The sequence below is a fragment of the Corallococcus terminator genome, assembly GCF_049194865.1.
Taxonomy (GTDB): Bacteria; Myxococcota; Myxococcia; order Myxococcales; family Myxococcaceae; genus Myxococcus; species Myxococcus terminator_A.
The window spans coordinates 37,745-59,096 of the sequence record NZ_JBLZWL010000109.1 but is presented as its reverse complement, the minus strand read 5'-3'; the positions used below and the strand labels follow the sequence as shown (position 1 = coordinate 59,096).

Here is a 21,352-nt window from a genome sequence, read left to right as displayed (position 1 = left end):
GCCATGCCAGGGCGGTGTTCGGCGCGACTTCCCTCGGAGGACCGCGTCTCGGCGGGACGGGATGACCCGCCGGGACGGGGGCACATTGCCCCGTCGGGGCGAAGTGCCCCCGCTTCACGGCCTCAGGGCAGGGCCACCACGTCGCTGACCAGCGAGAAGCCGCTCGCGGGGCAGGCGGCGATGGGGGGCTCCGACGTGTCCAACAATCCCCGACGCTCGACGAGCGTGCTGCCCACGACTTCGTGGACGAAGATGCGCCCGCCGTGGGTGTCGCCCAGGTACGAGCGATTGCCCACCACGGCGAAGCGGCCGGCGGCCGGAATCGGACAGGTGCCGATGCCCGGCGAGCATTGGATGGGCGCGGTGGACACCACGCGGTCCTGTGCGTCGAGGAGCACCAGTGACGAGCGCTCCACGGACAGCAGCTGGAAGTCGGAGTCATAGACGGCCTTGCCGCCGCAGCTGACGAGGAGCTGCTCGCCCACGGGAGCCACGGAGCTCGGGTTGAGGCAGCCTTCACCCAACTCGATGAGGTCCACCGCGCGGCTCGTGGGGTCGATGCGTGCCAGCAGGCCAGGCCCGCCCGGGCTGTACGTGATGGGGTTCAGGTTGTTGAGGGCGACGTACAGCTTGCCGTGGTGGCTGGTGATGCCGGTGGGCGTGGACAGCGTCGTGTTGTCGGGGAAGGGCTTCAGCGCGGCCCCCGAGGGCAGTTCGATGGTGTCCATGACGACGGGCGTGGAGAACTCGTTCAGCGAGACACGCACCACGCGGCCTCCGGCGGACGGGTCGCCCAGCAGATTGCCGTAGAGCGTGACCCAGAGGTCGTTGCCCAGCCTCGTCATGGCGAAGGGATTGGTGTTGGCGCCGAAGCTCACGCTCGCGATGTCGGCGAGGGTGATGCCGTCGGGGTAGTGGGAGCCCCGGGGGCCGGGGGGCAAGGGGGCTCCTTCGCGACGGAGCATCTGGAGCGTGTTGTCGGACGAGTTGAGGATGTAGAGGTACGGGTCCAGGACCAGGATTTGGTTGGGTGCGCGGCCCGTGTCGTTGCGCGCGGGCAGCACGCCGTAGTCGCTCAGGCGCGCCTGGACGAGCTTGCTCGTGGCGTCGAGCACCAGCAGCGCGTTCATCATCCGCGCCGCGCTCTGCGGAGACGAGGACACCCCGGTGTTCGGGCCCTTGAAGTCCGAGCCGGACTGGATGCCCACCACCTGCCCGGTGTTGAAGCACGTGGCCACCACGTCATAGGTACACACGCCGCCCCGGCAACCGCGGGCGTCTCCGCAGACGTTGCCGCAAGCGCCACAGTTGTTGGGGTCGGACTCCCCGCTGATGCACGCGTTGCCGCACTGAAGGAATCCCCCGGCGCACTTCCCCTGGCAGTCGCCCTGCATGCACACCTCGTAGCTCTTGCAAACCGCGCCGCCTTCGCCCGCGCAGCCGCCGCAATGCTCGGGCGAGGACTGGGTATCGACACAGGCGCCGCCGCAGGCCGTGGCGCCCTGCTGACAGCGGCACGCGCTCTGCGCGCAGAGCTGTCCGGCGCCGCAGGTGTTGCCACACTCGCCGCAGTTCGCGGACTCGCTGGTGAGGTCCACGCAGGTGTCACCGCAGCGGGTGAGCCCCTCGCTACAGACGGCGCCTTCGTTGGGGCAGCCCGTCAGGAGCAGGCATGACAGCAGGGAGACCAGGGCCGCGAGGTGTCGCCCGGGAGGAAGGGGTGAGGCATTCATGGGGTGTCCGCCTTTCGATGAGAAGAGAGAGAACGCCAGCGCGGGCCGACGCTCCACTTCTGCTGCGATAGCAGACACGCGGCGCCGTTGTGGCTCGACGCGCCAATCCCCAGCACTCACGGAGCGCCGGGGCCCGACGCGGGGAGGCTCAGTTCGCCGGAGCGGGCTCGGGTCTCAGCGAAGGTGCCTGGGGCGGAGCCATGGTGGGAGCCTGCTTGCGAGGCCCGGGAGCGGCGGGGGTGGGCACGCCGACGTTGAAGAGGTTGACGAGCACTCCCACGGCCGCGAGCTGGGACGTGGTCGGGTTGTAGTCAATGGCCTCGCCGAGGGGGAAGTCCACGGAGCTGGAGGCCTGGACCTGGAGCTGCCCGTCGGGGGTGACGAGGACGGTCCACAAGAGGCCCTCCTGCGTGGTGGCGAAGACGTACGGCTGACCGCCGACGCGGGCCATGGCGGCGCGGAACGCGAAGGACTGGGGCAGGGCCAGGTTCTGCTTCAGGTCCACGGAACCCTGGGACTGAATCTCGGCGGGTCGCACGCGGAAGAGCCACGTGTTCTTGTCCGTGGAGCCCACGGAGCAGGCCACGGCGACCAGGTGGTCATCGAGGATGGCCAGGCCGTTGATGCCGCGCTGGGCGCTCGGGTTGTAGCGCTTGCGGGCGAGCACGTTGCCCTGGGGAAGCTGGAGCATCACCAGGTCGCCGTCCTCCGCGCCGGTGATGACGATGCCATCGCGCCACGAGACGATGTCGCGCACGTTCCAGAGCTGGAAGGGGCTGGGGATGGGGTCGGGGGAGCGCACGTCGAGCTTCTTCAGCACCGCGAGCTGGCGGCCGTTGCGCGAGACGCTCCAGATGAGGACGAAGCCGTTCTCGTGGCCGGTGACCAGGTACTCGCGATTCGCGTGGGTGACGAAGACGCCGCTGTTCGCGGTGCCCACGTCCGCGTCGTAGGCGAAGTTCTCGAAGCGGAACGCGCGGGGGAGCCTGTCCAGGTGCGCGGGCTCCGCGTCTTCTTGCAGCGCGGAGTCCCGCTCGCGCCAGAGGGTGATGGTGGTGTTGTCATTGGAGGTGACGAAGGTCCGCGCGTCGCGGACGGCCATCATCTCCACGCCCCGGTTGGCGGGAGTGCGCAGGACCTCGGTGAGCATGGGTCCCCACTCGGTGGGACCCGGAGGACGGAAGAACGTCATGGAGCCATCCAGGCGCCCGACGATGAAGCGGCCGGAGTCCAACCACTGCAACTGCTGGGTATAGGGGTACGTGGTGCCCACGGGGGTGAGCACCTGGGCGGTGAGGTTGCTGTCGGCGGTGCTGACCTGGGCCTGTTCCTGTGCGTAGGCCTCGTGCTGACAGGCCAAGGCAAACAGCAGCACCACTCGTGGCAGGACACGAACGAATCCATCGAGCTTCATGTTGAGCCTCCTCCTACATGCGCTTCAGTCGGGAATCCTCAAGCGCCCCTCGGCGGGATGGAGTCAGGCAAAGGTTGTCATGTGCTCGGCCAGGGCGGCTGCGAGGCGATTGTAACTGTCCTCTCGACGGGTGTCATGGTTGCACAGGGGCGCTGTCAGGACTGGCAATCCCTTGCGCTGGCGCAACGAGTCGATGAACGCCCGACTGAGGCGGGGGTTCTTGAACAGGTCATGGATGAACGTGCCGAAGATGGGCAGTCGCTCATGCACCGCTCCGTCCACGCCACTCGCATGTGTGTAGAGCGGCCTCGCGCTCGCGTACCTGACGAGTCCGGAGTGAATCTCATACCCTGACACTCCGCCCGCGCTCGCGAAGGGATTGTCAGACGTGGGCGTGTAGTGACGATTGAAGACCGTCTTGCCGGGGAGGAACTCCACGTCGATGTCCAACAACCCCAGGCCCGTGGTGCTGCCATGCTCGGACTCCTGGCGCCCCTCGTCGAGCAACACCCGCCCGAGCATCTGGAAGCCCCCGCAGATGCCGACGATGGGCGTGGTGGTGCTCAGCTCCTGGAGCGCCCGCTCGAAGCCGATGCGCCGCAGGTGGTGCAAGTCCCCCACGGTGTTCTTGGTGCCGGGCAGGATGATGGCGTCCGGCGCGCCGAGCTGGTCCACGGAGCGCACGAACCGGACGCGCACGTGGGGCTCCTCCTGGAGGTAGTCGAAGTCCGTGCTGTTGGAGATGTGCGGCAGGTACACCACCGCCACATCGATCTCCGGCGCGCCGTGCATCCGGGGTTGGACGCGGTCCTCTTCCTCCAGCGCCAGCGAAAGGTAGGGCATCACCCCGACGACAGGCCGCTTCGTGTGGTGCTCGATGAAGTCCACGGCGGGCTGGAGCACCTGCCGGTCTCCTCGGAACTTGTTGATGATGAAGCCCGCGATGCGCTCACAGTCCTCCGGCGCCACCAGCTCCAGCACCCGCAGCGTGCCGAGCAGCTCCGCCGCGACGCCGCCCTTGTCGATGTCCGTCGCCACGTACACCCGCGCGTCGAGCCGGTGCGCCACCTCCATGTTCACCACGTCGAACGGACGCAGGTTGGGCTCCGCGCAGCTCCCCGCGCCCTCCGCGATGACCAGGTCGTAGTGGCGCGTCAGGTGGTCGATGGACTCCTGGATGGCGGAGAGCTTCAGCGCGCGGTGGATGTCCGAGAGGAAGTACTCCCGCGCGTCGACGTCCCGGTGTGGTCGGCCGTGGATGATGAGCTGACTGACGCTGTCCGACTTGGGCTTCAGCAGCAGCGGGTTCATGTGGACGATGGGCCGCTGCCTCGCCGCGAAGGACTGCACCGCCGTGGCTCGGGCGATTTCCTCGTTCTCCTCCGTGACGAAGGAGTTGAGGGACATGTTCTGCGACTTGAAGGGGGCCACGCGGAGCCCCTTGTTGGCATACAGGCGGCACAGGCCGGCGACGAGCGTGGTCTTCCCCACGTGCGAGCCCGTGCCTTGAATCATGAGGTGGGGATGCTTCGGCATGGCGGGCCTCCTGGCGCGCGTGCACTATAGGGCGCCAACCTCTCACGGGTTCCTCGCCGCTCATGTCCGTCGCGCGCTCTCTCTCCCTGCTCGTCCTCTCCCTCACGCTCCTCATGGGTTGCCAGCGCTCGGCGCCGGCCCAGACTCCGGACGCGGGGACGCGGCGAATCGTCTCGCTGTCGCCAGGAATCACGGAGACGCTCTATGTGCTGGGAGCGGGCGAGCAGGTGGTGGGCCTCTCCGACTGGGCCTCCTGGCCCCCCGAGACGGCCTCCGTGCCCAAGGTGGGCTCCACGCTGTCGCCCAACTACGAGGCCATCGCCCGACTCAAGCCCACCCTCATCATCGATGAGCAGGTGAAGCAGGCACCCGCGGGCTCCCTGTCCGCGCTCGCCCCGGTGAAGGTGCTGCCCTGGCTCTCCGTCGACGACGTGGCCAACGGGATTCGCGAGCTGGGCCGCCAGACAGGACGCGAGGACGCGGCCACGAAGCTGGCCCAGCGCGTGGAGACGACGCTGAAGCGAAAGGCGCCACCGGATGCGCCCCGGGTACTGCTGGTGATTGGAGACGCGGAGGCCGCGCTCTCCAGCATCTGGTACATCCGCAAGGGCTCGCTCCACGGCGCGGCCCTCGAAGCAGCGGGTGCGCGCAACGCCGTCGCCGAGGACCCCGCTGGTCCGCCCAACATCTCCATCGAGCAGCTCATGACGTTGGACCCGGACATCATCCTGGTGCTGCAAGAGGGCCCGCGCCCGACGCCGGAGGCCGAGGCGCGTCAGCTCGCCGCGTGGAAGCAACTGACGGTGCTGCGCGCGGTGAAGGAGGGAAGGGTGAAGCTGGTGGCGGGCCCGGGCGTGCAGTCCACCGGCCCGCGCATCCTGGACGTGGTGGAGCAGCTCCAGGCCGCGCTGCGCTTCGACGCGAAGACCCCATGACGTCTCTTCTGGAGGTCTCCGGGGCGACGGTGCGCAAGGGTGAGCGGACGCTGCTGGAGGATGTGTCCCTCCGCGTGGCGCCGGGAGACTTCGTCGCCGTGGTGGGCCCCAATGGCGCGGGCAAGACGACGCTGATGCGTGTGGCGCTCGGGCTGCAACGCCCCGACGCGGGCCGCGTCACGATGAATGGAAGCGACGCGGGTTCCCTCTCGCCCCGGGAGCGCGCCGCGTTCCTGGCGTGGCTGCCCCAGCGCGTCCAGGTGTCCGAGCCCATCACCGCGCTGGAGCACGTGGCAGCCGCGCGCTACCGCTTCAAGGAATCCCACCGGCGCTCGGAGGAAGCCGCGCTCGCGGCGCTCGCCCGCGTCCAGGCGGAGGCGCTCGCCTCGCGACGCATCACCGAGCTCTCCGGCGGCGAGCAGCAGCGCGTCGCAGTGGCGGCGCTGCTGGCGCAGGAAGCGCCCCTGGTGATGCTGGACGAGCCCGCCAACTTCCTGGACCCGGCCCAGCAACTGGAGCTGTACGCGCTCGTGGGGCAGATGTGGCGCTCGGGGCTGGGCGTGCTGTGCATCACCCACGACATCAACGTGCTCGCCCATGCGACGCGCGCGGGCGGCGAGGGACGGATTCGGGTGCTGGGCTTGTCGAAGGGCCGCGTCGCCTTCGAGTCGCACTACGACGCACCGGACCTGGGCGAGCACCTGGGCCGGGTGTTCTCCGTGCGGATGCGGGGCGTTGAAGTCGAGAACCGCCGGGTCTTCGTGGGCATGTCCCTGGAGCGTGGGGAATGAAGACGCGGCTGGTGGTGATGTTGGTGGTGTGCGCGCTCGTGGTCGCCGTGGCGCCCTTCGTCGGGCCGCCCATGCCGCCGCACGCCCAGGACTTCATCCTTTGGCAACTGCGCATCCCCCGGACGCTGATGGCGCTGGTGGTGGGCGGCACGCTGTCGCTGGTGGGCGCGGTGTACCAGTCCCTCTTCTCCAACCCGCTCGCCGCGCCGAGCACCGTGGGCACCACGGCCGGCGCCACGCTGGGCGCGCTGGTGGCCATCGTCCTGGGCGCTCGCGCCGCGCTGTGGGGGGGGCTGCCGCTCATCACCGCCGCCGCCTTCGCGGGCGCGCTGGGGGTCAGCCTGCTGGTGGCCGCCATCGCGGCGGGACGCAACGTGCGGATGAACGACCTGGTCCTCGCGGGCATCGCCTTCTCCATGGCGGCGGGCGCCATCTCCACGGGCGTGCAGTTCTCGGCGGACTCCGCGGAGCTGCTCGCGGCCATGCGGTGGACCATGGGCCACCTGCCGCAGGTGGGTTATCAGAACGTCGTGATGTTGCTGCCCATCGCCGCCGTGTCGGTCGTGGGCCTGCTGTCACTGACGCGGGCGCTGGAGGTGTTCATCGCTGGCGAGGAGCACGCCGAGTCGCAGGGCGTCCACGTGCGCGCGGTCCGCATGGCGTCCATCGGCCTGGGCGCGCTGGGCGTGGCGGGCTGTGTCGCGTGGTGCGGCCCCATCGCCTTCGTGGAGCTCATCGTCCCCCACATCGTCCGGAGGACGCTGGGCGTGAGTCGGCGCGTGCTGTTGCCGTGCTCCGTGGTGGTGGGAGCCAGCTTCCTCGTGCTCTGTGACGCGGTGGCCCGCCTCATCCTGCCCGGCAAGGAGCCTCCCGTGGGGATGGTGACAGCGGCCCTGGGCACCCCGCTCCTCGTCTACCTGGTGGCGCGCAAGTCGCCCTGAGCCGAGGGGTCAGGGCTCCGCGTTCATCAACTTCACCACCGGCTCGTCACCGTGGAAGTCGATGACATTCACGGCGGCGTGGACCTGGTCCAGTCGGAACAGGTGCTGGTCCGCCATGCCCAGGGACTCGGCGAGGAGCGTGCGGTTGACGCCTCCATGTGACACCAGGGCGAAGCACTGACCGACATGCCGTGCCCGCAGCGCGCGTCCTCCTTCACGGACGCGCTCGCGCATCTCGGAGAAGGTCTCTCCCTCCGGAAACCGCACCCGCTCGGGATGCGCCATCCACTCCGCGTACACCGCGGGATGCAGGCGCTCCGCCTCCTCGTAGGTGAGGCCCTCGAAGAGGCCGAAGTCGATTTCGCGGAAGGCCTCCTCCACGCGGAGGTCCATGCCGCGGTCCTCGGCCAGCCGTCGCGCCGTGTCGAGCGCCCTGAGCCGGGGGCTCGAGTAGAGGGCCTGGAACTCCACCTGGGCCAGCAGGCGCGCGGCCCGCTCCGCCTGGACATGGCCCTCCGGCGCGAGGCCCACGTCGAGCCGCCCGTAGCACCGGCCCTTCATCTCCTCGGAGGGTCTGCCGTGCCGCACCAGAATCATGCGCGTCACACCGCTCGGCATTCGCCAGTCCACGCCGCGTTCCCTTCCTTCCGAGTGACTCAGCCGAGCGCCAGCACCAGCACGAGCACCAGCGCCTCGCACACCTCGGTGTTGGCGCCCATGGTATCGCCGGTGATGCCGTCAATCTTCTTCCGGCACCAGAGCCCCTGGAGCGCCGACACGCACGCCACCAGCACCAGGGCCGCGCCGCCCTTCCAGCCCATCAACCCCAGCGCGAAGCCGAGCGCCAGCACCGTGGCGCCCACGACTTCGACGCGGCCGACATGGTCGGTGATGGCCATGCCGAGGCCACCGCTCCGCCGCGCATAGGGCAGCAACCACCCTTGAGGGACGGAGCCCCAGCGGCCCAGCACCAACGCCACCACCAGCGCTGAGTCCGCCTGTCCGCGCTCCAGCAGCGCCGCGAGCGCGCTGGCCTTGAGGCCCACGGTCAGCAGCAGGGCGACACCGCCATACGCGCCGATGACGTGGTCCCTCATGATGCGCAGCACGTCCTCCTTCGTGCGCCCGCCGCCGAAGCCGTCCGCCATGTCCGCCAGCCCGTCCAGGTGCAGCGCGCCGGTGAGCAGCGCGTAGACGGCGAGCAGCAGGTAGGCCGTCACCATCGACGGCAGCAAGGGGTAGAGCGCCAGTCGCACGCAGACGAGCAGTGCGGCCAGGAGCGCGCCCACCAGCGGAAAGCACAGCGTCGCGCGGCCCACGTCGGCGGCGTCGAACGTGGCGGCTCCAGGGACGGGGATGCGGGTGAGGAAGGAGATGCTGGCGAGGAGTCGCTTCATGGGCGCGGTGCGTGCCGCGACTCCTGCCACGTTTCGGCCAGCGGAGCGAGCCTCAGCGTCGGCTCTTCTCCGCCACCCCCGCCGAGGCGAACGTCGCCATCTCGTGCAGTATGTGCAGGCTGCTGTCCACCAGCCCCATCGCCATCACGGCGCCAGTGCCCTCGCCCAGTCGCAGGCCCAGGTCGAGCAGGGGGCGCAGCCGCAGCGCCTCCAGCACCCTGCGGTGGCCCGCCTCGCGCGACATGTGACTGGAGAGCAGGAAGGGCATCACCTTGGGACACAGCCTCGCGGCCACCAGCCCGGCGACAGAGGAGATGAAGCCATCCAGCATGACGGGGACCCGTCGCGAGGCCGCGCCCAGCGCCGCGCCCGCGAGGCCCGCGATTTCGAAGCCGCCCACCTTGGCGAGCACGTCCAGCGGGTCCGCCGCGTCCGGCTGGTTCACCGCGAGCGCGCGCCGCACCACGTCCACCTTGCGCGACAGGCCCGCGTCGTCCACGCCCGTACCGCGCCCGGTGGCCATGTCGGGTGACACCCCCGCGAGCACGCACGTGAGCGCCGCCGACGCGGTGGTGTTGCCGATGCCCATCTCACCCAGGCCCAGCAGCGTCACGCCCGAGTCCGCCAACTCCAGCGCGAGCGCCGCGCCCACGCTCAGGGCCTCCTCGGCCGTCTTGCGTGACATGGCGGGGCCTCGGGCGAAGTTGGCCGTGCCGGGGCCCTGGCGGTGCATGCGCACGCCCTCCAGTCCATCCACCGGCACGCGCACGCCCATGTCGACGACCTCCACGCGCACGCCGTACTGTCGCGCGAGCACGTTGATGGCGGCGCCACCCCGGGCGAAGTTGGCCACCATCTGCGCCGTGACTTCGGTGGGGTAGGCGCTCACGCCTTCCTCCGTCACGCCATGGTCCGCCGCCATCACCAGCAGCCCCTTGCGAGGCATCGCCGGCGCGGGCTCGCCACGCAGCGCGGCCCACTGACACGCCAGCTCCTCCAGGCGTCCCAGGCTGCCCTGCGGCTTCGTCTTCATGTCCAGCAGGCCCTGGCACTGTCTGCCTGCCTCGGCGTCAGGTTCGGGAATCCTGGCGAGCACGTCACGGTACGCAGACATGGAGCCCCCTTCGAGGGAAACCCCTTCAAGCTAGGCGCGCGCGAGGCCACGAGGCAATGTCCGTCGGCGGAACCGGGTGCACGGCCCTGAACGATGGTGGACACAAGCCCGCACGCACGTGTGCTGTCGCGCACTCCACGCGGGGCCTGCCTTCCAGGGCCGTGTGAGCCGGTGGGCCGGGTTGCCCCGTGAGGCGGGCGCACCGTCGAGCAGTGAGGGGTTGAGCGCCAGCGCGTCGGGTCCGTGACAGGCCGGATGCGCGGACCCCTGGCGCGCGGCGCGGCGCGGATGAAAGTGCGCGGACCGCTGCACGGCTGTCCCGGGTTCTGGGGTGGCGGGGGGATGCGCTCGTGAAAAGGAATGCACGATGGTGGTGGCCCGCGCTGCTGGCGCTCGTCGCGAGCTGCAAGTGCGAGGGCGAGACGGAACCGACGGGCACGGGAGGCAGTGGAGAGCCTCCGCCCCTGGTGGAGGTCAAGACGCCGAGCGGTAGCGAGCCGGTGTCGCTGGCCATCATGGAGGCCTTCACGCGCCGCGAGGGCACGCCGACGCGCACGTCGTTCGTGACGAGCGAGGAGCTGGTGGTCCGCGCACGCGTCACGGGAGGCGAGGCGGGGCTGGTGGACCGCATCAAGTGGACGGTGGCGCCGGTGGGCACGCGCACCGGCCCCCCGGAGCCCGCCACGGCGACGGGCGCGGAGCTGACGTTCCGTGGCAAGTCCTCGCAGTCGGTGGCCGGCAGTCGAGACCCCAATCCTCCGCTCGAGTACGAGGTGGTGGGCACGCTCGACCTGGACGATGGCGGGAAGCTGGAGGTGAAGCTGCCTCCGTCGTCGTTCCTGCGCCAGGACGAGACGGACACGCTGAGACAGGAGTACGTGGATTACGACACGGACTTCCAGCCGACGCTGGCCAACGTCCGCGTGCCGGGGAACACGACGCTCAACCGGGGCAACTACACGCTCATCGCCGAGGAGACGCCGGGCGACCTGGACAAGCTGCTCCAGGACGTGGACGCCGAGCTGAACAAGCTCCTCAAGGATGACGTGCAGGTGGTGCCGGTGGGGACGGTGACGAGGAGCTCCGCGACGGTGGTGGTGTCGCCCGGGCCCTCGGTGCTGATGCTCGGACCCCTGGGGGACACGACTCCCAGCGGAGATGACGTGTGCTCGGGGCTCCGCGTGGGCGGCCTGTGCGCGGGCTCCATCCTCGCTGGACCGAATCGGCGGGCCGACACGAGCGCGAACAACCGCGCCACGACCATCAGCATCGAGCCCTTCATCACCAGCGCGTTCCGCAACCCGCAGCGCAACCGGTTCATCGGCTCGGGCTCCATCAACAGTCGGCACACCCGGGGGCGCGCGCTCGACATCGACCCGCGCTCCATGGTGATTCCGGGCAGGGATGCGCGGCAGCTCATGTGCCTGGTGGAGCTGGCGGGCATCCGGGTGGTGGGTGAGGAAGACAGCTTCACGGAGAACGGGCCGGTGACGTTCCTCGACTGCAATGACCCGGCGGCGGACCACGTCCACATCCAGCGTTGAGCCAGGAGGACAGATGAGCGCGAAGGTTCTACTCGTCGCGGGGTGGGGGTTGCTCTCGCCCGTGCTGGCCCAGACTCCACCATCCCCGCCGCCCTCCGCGGCGGCCAAGCCCTCCGTGGCGACACCCGCCACGCTGTCGCCCACGGCGAAGGAGGGCATCCGACTGGCGCAGCGAAACTGTCCCTCGGACGGCTTCGACAAGGCGGGCTGCGCGAAGGCCATCGGCCTGCTCCAGGAGGCGGCGGCGGAGAACCCGGACCAGCAGGACGTGCAGCTCGCGCTGGCGCAGGCGTACTGGAACACGTCGTTTCGCGAGTCACCGCAGGCGCGCTCCCAAGGGGACTTGCGGCAGCGCGCGTTGGACATCTACCGGCGACAGGTGGAGCTGGGGTCGAAGGACGCGAGGCCGTACTGGGAGCTGAGCCTGCGACAGAAGGACGAAGCGGGGCGACTGCCGCTGCTGCGGCGCACGGTGGAGCTGAACCCCGCCCATCCGCAGGCGAACCGGGAGCTGGCGCGCACGGAGCTGGCGGTGGGAGAGGTGGACGCGGCGGTGCGCAGCTACCAGAAGCACCTGGAGGTGAGCCCCTATCGCGACTCGAGCGACGCGCTGGCGCACCTGGACTTCGCGAAGCGGCTGGAGGACGTGGGGCGCCCCAAGGACGCGACCCAGGTCACCGAGCGCGTGTCGACGCTCATGCAGGGCGAGCGTCGCGCCACGCGCTGCGAGGTCTGGCGGGCCGCGGACCCGAAGCTGTACGAGCAGAAGACGGAGCTGTCGAAGAAGGTGAAAGCGCTGCTCCCGTACTGCACGGAGACGGCGTCACTCCAGCAGGCCACGGAGCTGGAGCGCCAGGGTCGGGTCGACGAGGCCATTGTCGCCGCGAAGCGACAGATAGAAGAGAACCCGAAGGTGGAGGGGGCGCACGTGATGCTGGAGCGCCTCTATCAAGACAAGGGCGAGCCGACGCAGGCCGCGCAGGTGGCCACCCAGCATCTGGAGCAGGAGTCCGACTCGAAGGAGAAGTGCGAGCGCTTCAAGGAACTCGCGCCCGCCACCGTGCGAGCCATGCCCCAGGACCAGGTGGAGACCCTGCGGCGCGACTGCCGTCAGCCGTGAGGTCCGGACTTCAGCGCTCCACGCTCTCCGGTGCCGACGGCTCGCGCTCTCCGAGGAAGCGTCGCCGCAAGGTCTTCGTCACCTCCGCGTCCCAGCGCGGGGACAGCAGCTCCACGAACGTCCTTCGCCAGCGAAGCGCGCACGCGAAGCACGCCAGCGTGGTGAAGAGTCCGATGACGGCGTTCTGCCACGAGGACAGGTTCCACTGCCCCTGCCAGAACCACTCCCGGAAGCTGATGGGCCAGTAATAGTAGATGGGCCACCCGGGCCCGCTGCCCGCGAGGTCGCAGAGCAGGTGCAGGTGGAAGGTCCCCAGCGCGAGCAGCCCCACGCGCAGCCGCTGTCGCCCCAGCGCCATGCACGCCGCGGCGGTGACGAGCGCGCCCACGAAGCCATGGAACAGCACGTGGTGATAGCGCACGTACAGCTCCTCGCCCCCGAGCAGCGTGAGCCCGTCCAGGTCCGGCGCCAGCCCCGCGCAGGTGACGAGGATGCGGTCCCTGCGCTCGCGCAGTCCTTGCGCCGCCAGCCACGAGAACTCCGCATGGACGAGGGGATTCATGAAGCCCCGAGCCTACGTCAGCCGCAGGGCCTCGCGCTCACGTGGGCACGGGCGAGCGCCGGGGCGTGCCCAACAACTCCAGCGTCCGCACCGCCACGTCCGCCAGCGTGGCCGAGCACGGCTGGCAGCCTCCACCACAGCACGGAGACCAGTCCCCCTCCGGGTCCCTGAGCAGGCCGTACACGCAGCTGCGCAGGTAGTCCGGCAGCCCGGCCTCCTCGGAGGCACGGCGCAGCGCCTCCTGGACGGTGGGGTCCTTCACGTCGAGCACGCCCCCTTCATAACGGTGCACGTGCCCCTTCGGGGGCCTGGCTTCATTCCAGGGCAGGCGAGCAGCCCTGCCTGTCTCTTTCTGGAGCCCCCCTCGCGGATTTTTGTTGCGCGCACTAGTTAGGGGCCTTACGACTTGCGGGCGACATTCTTTCGCCGGGCATCGAGATGAGCGTGAGTCCTCCCATCACCCGCTTCGAGCGGTTGCAGCGACTGGCGAAACGCTTCCCGCAGCTCGACTCGAGCGGGCTGGAGACGTGCATCACCCTGCTGCGCCTGTCGAACGACTTGTCCGACGCCTACGACGCCAGCCTGGCGCGGCATGGGCTGTCGAAGGGGCGCTTCACCGTGCTCGTCCGGCTGTTCTCCACCAGCGAGACGGAGGACGGCCGAGGGCTCATTCCGGCGGAGCTGGCGGAGAGCTCATGTGTGAGCCGCGCCACCATGACGGGCCTGCTCGACACGCTGGAGAAGGACGGCCTCATCTCCCGGGAGGACCACCCGGAAGACCGCCGCATGTACACCGTGCACCTCACGCCGAAGGCCCGGCAACTGCTCGAAGGGATGCTCCCCGAGCACTACCGTCGCGTGGCCGCGCTCATGTCGCCGTTGAGCGAGCAGGAGCGCGCCACCCTGCGCGAGCTGCTGGCCAAGGTCTCCACCGGCATCCCGGCCTTCCGGGAGCCCTGAGCCACCCCCTGACCCCTTGATTCCCCTCTGCCAAATCCGGCGGATGACCCGCCGCAGCCAGATGGTTAGCCACCAAATTATCGACTCGCTGAACCTTTGAGAACCACCATGAGCACTGCTTCCCCTTCCTTGGATGCGCAGGACCCCGATGTTCCGAAGAACCTCCCCTCCGTCGCGAAGGAGCCCGCCGCGCCGCGCTCGCGAGCGAAGAAGGTGTTGCCCGCCCTCGTCGCGCTGGCGCTGGTGGGAGGCGGCGCCCGCTGGGTGCTGACGCGTGGCCACGAGTCCACGGATGACGCGCAGGTGGAGGGCCGCATCGCCAACGTGTCGCCTCGCGTGTCCGGCATGGTGGCCAAGGTGCTGGTGAGCGACAACCAGGCGGTGAAGGCCGGCGACGTGCTCGTGGAGCTCGACTCCACGGACCTGGACGCGAAGCTGGAGGTCGCTCGCGCGGACGTGTCGAGCGCGGAGGCGCAGGCGTCCAACGCGCAGTCGCAGCTCTCGCTCACCGAGGCCAACGCCGGCGCGAACCTGCGGCAAGCGCGCGGTGGGGTGGTGCAGGCGAGCAGCGGCATCAGCTCGTCCAGGGCCGCGCAGGACCAGGCGCACGCGGACGTGGCGGCGGCCGAGGCCCGCTTCAAGCTGGCGGACGCGGACATGACGCGCGTGAAGGCGCTGAAGTCGGAGGGCGCGGTGACGCAGGCGGACCTGGACGCGCGGCAGTCCGCGTATGACCAGGCGAAGGCGTTGCTGGACGTGTCGCGCGCGCGATTGATTTCCACGCAGGCGGGGGTGCAGGGCTCCTCCGGTGGACTGGAGACGGCGCAGGGGAAGCTCGCCGCCGCGGAGACGGGGCCGGTGCAGGTGCAGGCGGCGCAGGCGGCGGTGAAGCTGTCCGACGCGAAGCTCAAGCAGGCCCAGGCGGCGCTGCACCTGGCGGAGCTGGCCGTCTCCTATACGCACGTGCGCGCGCCGGTGGACGGCGTGGTGAGCCGCCGCACGGTGGAGGTGGGGCAGATGGTGGGCCCGGAGCGTCCGCTGATGGCGGTGGTGCCGCAGGACGACGTGTGGGTGGTGGCCAACTTCAAGGAGGACCAGGTCGGCGAGATGAAGGCGGGTCAGCCGGTGGAGGTGGAGGTGGATGCGTTTGGCGGCCACGCCTTCAAGGGCCACGTGGACAGCCTGGCCGGCGCCAGCGGCGCGCGCTTCGCACTGCTGCCTCCGGACAACGCGTCCGGCAACTTCGTGAAGGTGGTGCAGCGCATCCCCGTGCTCATCCGCTTCGACGGTGAGTCGAAGGTCGCGCTCAAGCCGGGCATGAGCGCCGTCGTCACCGTCGACACGAGGAGCAACTAGTCGTGAAGGGCGACGTCATCACCGGCTCCAAGGCCGGTATCACCATCGCCGCCATGGCCGCGGCGCTGATGTCCGTGCTGGACATCTCCATCGTCAACGTCGCGCTCAGCGATATCCGCGCGAGCTTCGGCACGCCGTTGGACCAGATTGCCTGGGTGTCCACCGGCTACATGATGGCGAACGTGGTGGTCATCCCGATGACGGGCTGGCTCCAGCGGCGCTTCGGCTTCCGGCGCTACTTCACCGCGTCCATCCTCATCTTCACCGCGGCCAGCGTGCTGTGTGGCCTCGCGTGGAACCTGCCTTCGCTGGTGGTCTTCCGCATCCTCCAGGGCATGGGGGGCGGCGCCATCATCCCCACGTCGCAGGCCATCCTCTTCGCGCGCTATCCGCAGAAGGAGCACGGCATGGCCGGCGCGCTCTTCGGCCTGGGCGCGGTGACGGGGCCGCTCCTGGGGCCCACCGTGGGCGGCCTGCTCATCGAGGTGGCGAGCTGGCATTGGATATTCCTCATCAACCTGCCGGTGGGCCTGTTCGCCGCGTACATGGCGTGGCGCCACATCGGGCAAGAGGACTTCGTGCCCTCCACGGCCCGCGTGGACCGCTGGGGAATCGCCCTGCTCGCGGTGGGCATGGCGGCGCTCCAGTTCGTGCTGGAGGAGGGCACGCGCGAGGACTGGTTCGACAGCGTGAAAATCACCGTGCTCGCCGTGGTGGCGGGCGTGGCGCTCATCACCTTCGTCGTCCACCAGCTGGAGACCCCCGAGCCGGTGGTGGACTTGCGGGTGTTCGCCAACCGCTCCTATGCGGCGGCCACGGGGGTGAACTTCCTCGTGGGGACCGCGCTGTTCGGAGGCTCGTTCCTCTTCAGCCTCTTCTGCGGCACGGTGATGCACTACTCGGCGCTCGACATCGGCCTGGTGTTCCTCAAGGGCAGCTTTATCCAGGTGCTGTTGATGCCGCTCATCGGCAAGTTCGGCGGCAAGCTGGATGGGCGCTGGCTGGTGGGCCTGGGCATCGTCGGCATGTGCCTGTCGCTGTGGACCAACGGCCACTTGAGCAGCACGGCGGACGAGGCGGCGCTGATTACCCCGGTGTTCATCCGCGCCTGCTCCATGGGCTTCATCTTCGTGCCCCTGTCGGTGATGGCGCTCAGCAACCTGCGGCCGGACCAGCGCGGCAACGCGGCGGGGCTCTTCAACCTGACGCGCGAGCTGGGTGGCTCCATCGGCACCGCGTGGATGAGCAGCGCGCTCAACCGGCTGACGAAGGTGAACACCACGGCGCTCACGTCGCACGTGGACCCGTACAGCCAGGTGACGCAGGAGCAGCTCGCCGCCCTCAAGGCCGCGGTGGGCGCTCGGGTGACGGACCCGCTGTCCGCCGCCTACGGCCTGTTCAGCCAGCGCATCAACATGCAGGCGCTGGTGCGGGCCTTCAACGCCAACTTCACCGTGCTCACCGCCATCTTCGCGTGCTCACTGGTGCTGGTGTTCCTCCTCCAGCGCGCCAATCCCGGCGTGAAGGTGGAAGGCGCTCACTGAGGCCCCGGCGGCTCGCGCCGAACACGCGCTGAAAACAAGAAGCGGGTCCGCTCTCGAGGAACGGACCCGCTTTCGTTTTCCAGGAGGCGGAAGAGAGTCCGCCGGTTCGTCTCAGCGCTGACGACGGGCGCGGACTTCCACGGGCTTGCGACGACGGCTCAAGAGCCCGGCCATGGCCAGCAGCGCGGTGGCGGCGACGAACGGCGCCCCGCCCGTGGCCGAAGCACCACAGCCCTGCGGGCCACTCTCGTCCATCGGGTTGTTGGTGCCATTGTCATTGTTGACCACGCCGACGTTCGGCGCGCCGGTGCCGGGCAGCGTGGGGACGGAGATGACCGGCGGCGTGGGAGTCGGGGTAGGGGTGGGCTCCGGAGTCGGAGTCGGAGTCGGCGTGGGGTCCGGCGTCGGGGTGGGCGTGGGAGTCGGCTCGGGGACGGGCTCGGGCACCGGCGCGGGCGGCATCACATCCTCGAGTGCGGTGCTCATGGTGAAGCCGTCGTGGTACACGCTCGCCTCGGGCTTGATGCTGTCCTCGCGGTACAGGCCGAGCTTCAGGTAGTTCATCTCGCTGCCGAACTGCGTGGCGCCCATCTTCTTCGGCAGCGCCACCTTCCCGTTGTGCCAGAGCTGAACGAAGCCGACCTTCGCGTTGGACGACCACTTCACCTGGAGCACGAAGTCGTGCCACGCGCCCCGGGACAGGGGGCCTTCCCAGGCGATGGGGGCCTCGGAGCCGCCCACGCGCAGGAACATCCGGTCTCCCTTCACGAAGAACTCCAGTGGCGGCGAGCCACAGCAGCCCTCCTGGTGCCACTGCGCGAACACCTGCCACCCGTCCGACAGCGGGTAGTTCTGCGGGAACAGCGTGCTCCACTTGTAGAAGTACGTGGAGCCCGTCTTCTCCTCGCTGATGTAGAGCAGCTCGTTGCGGTGGCCGCTCGCGCCGATGGGGTCATCGCCCTGGCGAACGGTGGCCTTCAGGGCATAGCGGCCTTCGCGCACCATGTCCGTCACCACCTGGAGGCGGCTGTTGGAGACGCTCTGCGAGCGCGTCCACTGCGAAATGTTTCCGGTCTCGAAGTCGCCCTTCCACACCACTTCAGCGGAAGCGAGTGAGGGAACCACAAACATCAGGGCGGCGAGTCGAAGGAATGCGGTCAAACGAGGTCCTTTCATTCCGGGTTGGCGCATGGGGACACCCGGCCGGGCGTGCTACTTCCCGCTCGTGACTGGCTGCCAACCCCCAGGACTTCGAGGCCTCGTCTGCTTGCTCGGAGTGGCACGAAGCGACACGGCGCCTTCGTCCTCGCTCGCCAATTGTCATCCGCGACAGTGATTTCCGGGGGATGGAGCGCCGCGTCGTGGGTGGGTGCTCGGGCCACCTCGCGTCGCGTCGTGCTCGTCTGCTGCTCGGCCTGAGGAGGTGTCGTTGTCCCGCACGTCTGCCGTTGCACCGGAAATCCAGACCTGCGTCATCACGCACGCGAGGATTCGGCCGGATGTCCGTTCGTACGAGACGGACGTGGACTCCCGAACGTCGTCCTCGTGGGTGCGGGTGTCTCATTTCCGTCGAAAGTCGGCGGCAGCAGGAGGGTTGGTGTAGAACCCAACGCGTGGGCGGCTGCTTGGGGGAGGCCGCCCGAGGGGGCAGCATGTTGAAGTCGACTTACGACAAGGCCCTGGTCCTGGCGTTGGCCGCGCCCGTGCTCGTTGTCACCTTCCTGCTCGCGCGCACACCGTCCGGGGGGAACGGGGTGGAGACGCGATTCTGGGCCGAGCGCCGAGCATCCGCGCGCATCGAGGCCCGACTCACCTATCCGGAGGCCGACCGCTATCGCCCGCGCGTCTCCGCCGGTGGCTGTCTCATCCCTCCCGAGCCCATCCCGTTGAAAGAGCTGGCCCGGCTGGAGGAGGACGGCGACTGGGCGGGCATCGCCGCCGCGTACGGCTTGCAGGGCGAGTGGAACCAATCCGGCTCCTTCCTGGAGCGGATGACCGCGTCCCCGGACCGCGACAGTGACCTGGCCGCCGTGCACCTGGCGAAGGGAGCCCACGAGCAGGCGCTGCGCCTCTTGGACGGCGTGCTGGCGTCCAGGCCCCAGCATCCGCAGGCGCTGTGGAACCGCGCGCTGGTGCTCCGCGACATGGGCCTCACCATGAAGGCGGCGGAGACCTTCGAGAAGGTGGCCGCGCTCGGAGAGCAGGGGTGGAGCCGCGAGGCGAAGGCGCACGCGCTGACGCTGCGCGAGGAGACGCAGGAGCGGGCCCGCAGGTGGCGCGGCGCGCGCGACGCGACGCTGGCGCTGATGGACGATGCACAGGCGCCGCTGCCCCTCCACGAGGCGCGTCAGAGCCCGGGCGTCGTGCGACAGCACTTCTATGACGTGGTCCGCGCGGCGCCCTCCAAGGAGCGCGTGCTGGCGCTGATACCGCTGGCGCGGGAGCTGGACCGCATCCAGGGGGGCACCTCGCTCGGGGACTACGTGACGCGCGTCGCTTCCCGCGACTTCGCCCGCCGGGGGGAGCTGGCGAAGGGCTACGCGGAGCTGGTGCGCAAGCGCGTCAGCGCGCCGGAGTCGTTGGTGGAGTCGGTGCGCGCCTCGGGGGAGGACGACCTCTTCGTGGGGCTGGCGCTGCACAACAAGGCCGCGCTGCGCTACCTGCCGGACCTGGTGTCTCGCGCCCAGCGTGAGCAGGACTCCTGGTTCAACCTCTTCCTGGAGCGGGAGCTTGCGCGCAAGGAGACGGCGGACGGCGAGTGGTGGAAGGCCGAGCAGCGCCTGTTCAACGCGCTCCAGCGCTGCCGCGAGGGCGCCTTCTCCACGCGCTGCGTGGAGCTGGAGATCCGCCTGGGCATCCTCTACGCGGACCTGCGGCGGCTGACGGAGGCCGAGCAGCACACGCGCACCGCCTGGTCCTGGGCGCGCCAGCTCCAGGAGTGGGACTTGGAGCTGACGGCGCTGGAGAACCTCAACCACATCGCGAGAGACCGCGGCGACTTCTCCAGCGCCATCGCCTACGTGGAGGAGTGGTCCGCGCGCGGCGGTCGCATCGACACCTGCTACTGGCCGCACATCAATCGGGCCCACACGTACTACCTGTCGCTGCGTCCGGAGGCCGCGCGTGACTCGCTGGCCGCCGCCGCCGCGTGCCCCCAGGCGCCGCTGGACCTGATGTTCGGAGCGACGTTCGCGGAGATGGCGCGCGCGCGTCCGGACCCGAAGGACGCGGAGCGGCTGCGCCATGTGTTCGACGTCGCGCGGGTCAACAACCCGATGCCCGGCGACGCGGTGTACGCGCGCTACATCGAGGGCCGCTTCGCGCTGGACCGGGAGCACGAGCGGGGCGTGGAGTTGCTCACGCGCGCCATCGAGGACGCGCGGAAGCTGCCGGCCACCGACGTGCTGGCGCGCGAGTCCTGGACGCTGAGCTACTCCTCGCTCGTCACCGACGCGGGGCGCACCGGCGACTACGCGCGCGTGCTGGAGTTGATGGCCCAGCAGCTCGGCACGCAGGTGCCCGCGACGTGCGCGCTGGCCGCCGCCGTGCACAACGAGCGCTCCGTGGCCGTCGCGCGGGGCCCGGGCGGTGAGCTGGTGGGCGACTACCAGGGAGACCGCAAGGCGCCCTTCGCCGCGAGCACCAGCGCGCAGCTCGTCCCCGAGCGCCTGCGGCAGGCGCTGCGAGGCTGCCCCCAGGTGGACGTGCTGGCCTGGGCGCCCATCTTCGGACGCACGGACCTGCTGCCCGCGGAGCAGCCCTGGAGCTTCCGCATGGGACGTACGCTGCCGCCTCCCGGTGGGGCGCCCACGTCCCGACGACTGGTGGTCTCCAGCGTGGAGGCGCCCGCGCTCCTGCAACTGCCCCGGCTGCCCACGTGGACGCCGCCGACCGGGTCGGAGCCCGCGGAGCTGGAGCTGCTGTCGGGCTCGGAGGCCACGCCCTCGCGCGTGCTCTCCCGCATGTCGGACGCGACGGAAATCGAGATTCACGCGCACGGCATCAGCGACCCGGTCCTCTCCGACGCCTCGCTGGTGGTGCTGTCGCCCGAGGGCAACGGCCGCTATGCGCTGACAGCGGACATCGTCCGGAAGCAGAAGCTGGCGGCCTCGCCGCTCGTCTTCCTCGCGGCGTGCAGCGCGGGCCGGCTGGCCTCCACCACCACCCACGAGCCCTTCAGCCTGCCTGCCGCCTTCATCGAGGCGGGCGCGCGCGCGGTGCTCGCCTCCACCGTGGACATCCCCGACGCGGCGGGCCGCTTCTTCGACGGCGTGCGCCAGCGCATCCGCGGAGGCACCGCGCCCGCGGTGGCCCTGCGCGACGAGCGCCAGCAGTGGCTCGCGCGCGACGCCCGCAACGGCTGGACGCACCACGTGCTGCTGGTGGAGACGTCCGACTGAGCCCG

The 21,352-nt window shown here is 69.9% G+C and carries 18 protein-coding genes; 9 read left to right on the top strand and 9 right to left on the bottom strand.

Annotated features, from left to right (window positions below; genetic code table 11):
- Positions 1-122 precede the first annotated feature (122 nt).
- From ACN469_RS32935 to ACN469_RS32925, 3 genes are all read right to left on the bottom strand, one after another.
- Positions 123-1,733: an MXAN_6577-like cysteine-rich protein gene (locus ACN469_RS32935; protein ID WP_498774444.1), complete on the bottom strand. Its 1,611-nt coding sequence runs from the start codon at positions 1,731-1,733 to the stop codon at positions 123-125.
- A 148-nt stretch (positions 1,734-1,881) separates the two neighbouring features.
- Positions 1,882-3,147 carry a hypothetical protein gene (locus ACN469_RS32930; protein WP_498774442.1) on the bottom strand — a complete coding sequence of 422 codons (1,266 nt, stop codon included), beginning with the start codon at positions 3,145-3,147 and terminating at the stop codon, positions 1,882-1,884.
- 63 nt (positions 3,148-3,210) lie between these two features.
- On the bottom strand, positions 3,211-4,683 hold the full coding sequence (locus ACN469_RS32925) for a cobyric acid synthase (protein ID WP_498774440.1): 1,473 nt from the start codon (positions 4,681-4,683) through the stop codon (positions 3,211-3,213).
- A gap of 62 nt (positions 4,684-4,745) precedes the next feature.
- Here ACN469_RS32925 and ACN469_RS32920 point away from each other — a divergent pair, with 62 nt between their 5' ends.
- The 3 genes from ACN469_RS32920 to ACN469_RS32910 are packed head-to-tail and all read left to right on the top strand — an operon-like array spanning position 4,746 to position 7,350.
- Positions 4,746-5,618 carry an ABC transporter substrate-binding protein gene (locus ACN469_RS32920; RefSeq protein WP_498774438.1) on the top strand — a complete coding sequence of 291 codons (873 nt, stop codon included), beginning with the start codon at positions 4,746-4,748 and terminating at the stop codon, positions 5,616-5,618.
- On the top strand, positions 5,615-6,409 hold the full coding sequence (locus ACN469_RS32915) for an ABC transporter ATP-binding protein (RefSeq protein ID WP_498774436.1): 795 nt from the start codon (positions 5,615-5,617) through the stop codon (positions 6,407-6,409). Before ACN469_RS32920 ends, ACN469_RS32915 begins: the two co-directional genes overlap by 4 nt.
- Positions 6,406-7,350, top strand: a complete 945-nt coding sequence (locus ACN469_RS32910; protein WP_498774434.1) for a FecCD family ABC transporter permease — start codon at positions 6,406-6,408, stop codon at positions 7,348-7,350. Before ACN469_RS32915 ends, ACN469_RS32910 begins: the two co-directional genes overlap by 4 nt.
- A gap of 9 nt (positions 7,351-7,359) precedes the next feature.
- Here the strand turns inward: ACN469_RS32910 and ACN469_RS32905 are convergent, their stop codons facing one another.
- Genes ACN469_RS32905 through cobT form a run of 3 tightly spaced genes read right to left on the bottom strand, consistent with a single transcriptional unit; the run spans position 7,360 to position 9,861 of the window.
- Positions 7,360-7,980, bottom strand: coding sequence for a histidine phosphatase family protein (locus ACN469_RS32905; protein WP_498774432.1), 621 nt, complete (start codon positions 7,978-7,980; stop codon positions 7,360-7,362).
- A 26-nt stretch (positions 7,981-8,006) separates the two neighbouring features.
- Complete coding sequence (gene cobS, locus ACN469_RS32900) at positions 8,007-8,747, bottom strand: adenosylcobinamide-GDP ribazoletransferase (RefSeq protein WP_498774430.1); 741 nt, start codon at positions 8,745-8,747, stop codon at positions 8,007-8,009.
- Positions 8,748-8,799: 52 nt separating this feature from the next.
- Positions 8,800-9,861 carry a nicotinate-nucleotide--dimethylbenzimidazole phosphoribosyltransferase gene (gene cobT, locus ACN469_RS32895; protein ID WP_498774428.1) on the bottom strand — a complete coding sequence of 354 codons (1,062 nt, stop codon included), beginning with the start codon at positions 9,859-9,861 and terminating at the stop codon, positions 8,800-8,802.
- A gap of 350 nt (positions 9,862-10,211) precedes the next feature.
- Here cobT and ACN469_RS32890 point away from each other — a divergent pair, with 350 nt between their 5' ends.
- Together ACN469_RS32890 and ACN469_RS32885 are read left to right on the top strand one after the other, a co-directional pair.
- Entirely contained in the window at positions 10,212-11,405 is a 1,194-nt protein-coding gene (locus ACN469_RS32890; protein WP_498774426.1) for a D-Ala-D-Ala carboxypeptidase family metallohydrolase, read from the top strand.
- A 13-nt stretch (positions 11,406-11,418) separates the two neighbouring features.
- On the top strand, positions 11,419-12,525 hold the full coding sequence (locus ACN469_RS32885; RefSeq protein WP_498774425.1) for a tetratricopeptide repeat protein: 1,107 nt from the start codon (positions 11,419-11,421) through the stop codon (positions 12,523-12,525).
- Between the two features lie 10 nt (positions 12,526-12,535).
- On the opposite strand, the gene ACN469_RS32880 is transcribed toward ACN469_RS32885, so the two are convergent.
- Together ACN469_RS32880 and ACN469_RS32875 are read right to left on the bottom strand one after the other, a co-directional pair.
- The gene (locus ACN469_RS32880; RefSeq protein ID WP_498774423.1) at positions 12,536-13,087 is read right to left on the bottom strand and encodes a metal-dependent hydrolase; all 552 of its coding nucleotides are present in this window, start codon (positions 13,085-13,087) and stop codon (positions 12,536-12,538) included.
- Positions 13,088-13,124: 37 nt separating this feature from the next.
- On the bottom strand, positions 13,125-13,358 hold the full coding sequence (locus tag ACN469_RS32875; protein ID WP_141643471.1) for a hypothetical protein: 234 nt from the start codon (positions 13,356-13,358) through the stop codon (positions 13,125-13,127).
- 167 nt (positions 13,359-13,525) lie between these two features.
- Between ACN469_RS32875 and ACN469_RS32870 the strand changes: the two genes are divergently transcribed.
- The 3 genes from ACN469_RS32870 to ACN469_RS32860 all read left to right on the top strand — a co-directional run bounded on the left by ACN469_RS32870 (position 13,526) and on the right by ACN469_RS32860 (position 16,947).
- Entirely contained in the window at positions 13,526-14,047 is a 522-nt protein-coding gene (locus ACN469_RS32870; RefSeq protein ID WP_498774421.1) for a MarR family winged helix-turn-helix transcriptional regulator, read from the top strand.
- Positions 14,048-14,155: 108 nt separating this feature from the next.
- Positions 14,156-15,403 carry an HlyD family secretion protein gene (locus tag ACN469_RS32865; protein WP_498774419.1) on the top strand — a complete coding sequence of 416 codons (1,248 nt, stop codon included), beginning with the start codon at positions 14,156-14,158 and terminating at the stop codon, positions 15,401-15,403.
- Between the two features lie 2 nt (positions 15,404-15,405).
- Complete coding sequence (locus ACN469_RS32860; RefSeq protein WP_498774417.1) at positions 15,406-16,947, top strand: DHA2 family efflux MFS transporter permease subunit; 1,542 nt, start codon at positions 15,406-15,408, stop codon at positions 16,945-16,947.
- 111 nt (positions 16,948-17,058) lie between these two features.
- Here ACN469_RS32860 and ACN469_RS32855 read toward each other — a convergent pair whose 3' ends face one another.
- Complete coding sequence (locus ACN469_RS32855) at positions 17,059-18,108, bottom strand: heparin lyase I family protein (protein WP_498774415.1); 1,050 nt, start codon at positions 18,106-18,108, stop codon at positions 17,059-17,061.
- 491 nt (positions 18,109-18,599) lie between these two features.
- Here ACN469_RS32855 and ACN469_RS32850 point away from each other — a divergent pair, with 491 nt between their 5' ends.
- Entirely contained in the window at positions 18,600-21,347 is a 2,748-nt protein-coding gene (locus tag ACN469_RS32850; protein WP_498774413.1) for a CHAT domain-containing protein, read from the top strand.
- Positions 21,348-21,352: the final 5 nt, after the last annotated feature.

Bases quoted from the DNA above. Each gene is read 5' to 3' on its own strand.
- ACN469_RS32935 (WP_498774444.1), bottom strand. From the start codon at position 1,733: ATGAATGCCTCACCCCTTCCTCCCGGGCGACACCTCGCGGCCCTGGTC.
- ACN469_RS32930 (WP_498774442.1), bottom strand. From the start codon at position 3,147: ATGAAGCTCGATGGATTCGTTCGTGTCCTGCCACGAGTGGTGCTGCTG.
- ACN469_RS32925 (WP_498774440.1), bottom strand. From the start codon at position 4,683: ATGCCGAAGCATCCCCACCTCATGATTCAAGGCACGGGCTCGCACGTG.
- ACN469_RS32920 (WP_498774438.1), top strand. From the start codon at position 4,746: ATGTCCGTCGCGCGCTCTCTCTCCCTGCTCGTCCTCTCCCTCACGCTC.
- ACN469_RS32915 (WP_498774436.1), top strand. From the start codon at position 5,615: ATGACGTCTCTTCTGGAGGTCTCCGGGGCGACGGTGCGCAAGGGTGAG.
- ACN469_RS32910 (WP_498774434.1), top strand. From the start codon at position 6,406: ATGAAGACGCGGCTGGTGGTGATGTTGGTGGTGTGCGCGCTCGTGGTC.
- cobS (WP_498774430.1), bottom strand. From the start codon at position 8,747: ATGAAGCGACTCCTCGCCAGCATCTCCTTCCTCACCCGCATCCCCGTC.
- cobT (WP_498774428.1), bottom strand. From the start codon at position 9,861: ATGTCTGCGTACCGTGACGTGCTCGCCAGGATTCCCGAACCTGACGCC.
- ACN469_RS32885 (WP_498774425.1), top strand. From the start codon at position 11,419: ATGAGCGCGAAGGTTCTACTCGTCGCGGGGTGGGGGTTGCTCTCGCCC.
- ACN469_RS32880 (WP_498774423.1), bottom strand. From the start codon at position 13,087: ATGAATCCCCTCGTCCATGCGGAGTTCTCGTGGCTGGCGGCGCAAGGA.
- ACN469_RS32870 (WP_498774421.1), top strand. From the start codon at position 13,526: ATGAGCGTGAGTCCTCCCATCACCCGCTTCGAGCGGTTGCAGCGACTG.
- ACN469_RS32865 (WP_498774419.1), top strand. From the start codon at position 14,156: ATGAGCACTGCTTCCCCTTCCTTGGATGCGCAGGACCCCGATGTTCCG.
- ACN469_RS32850 (WP_498774413.1), top strand. From the start codon at position 18,600: ATGTTGAAGTCGACTTACGACAAGGCCCTGGTCCTGGCGTTGGCCGCG.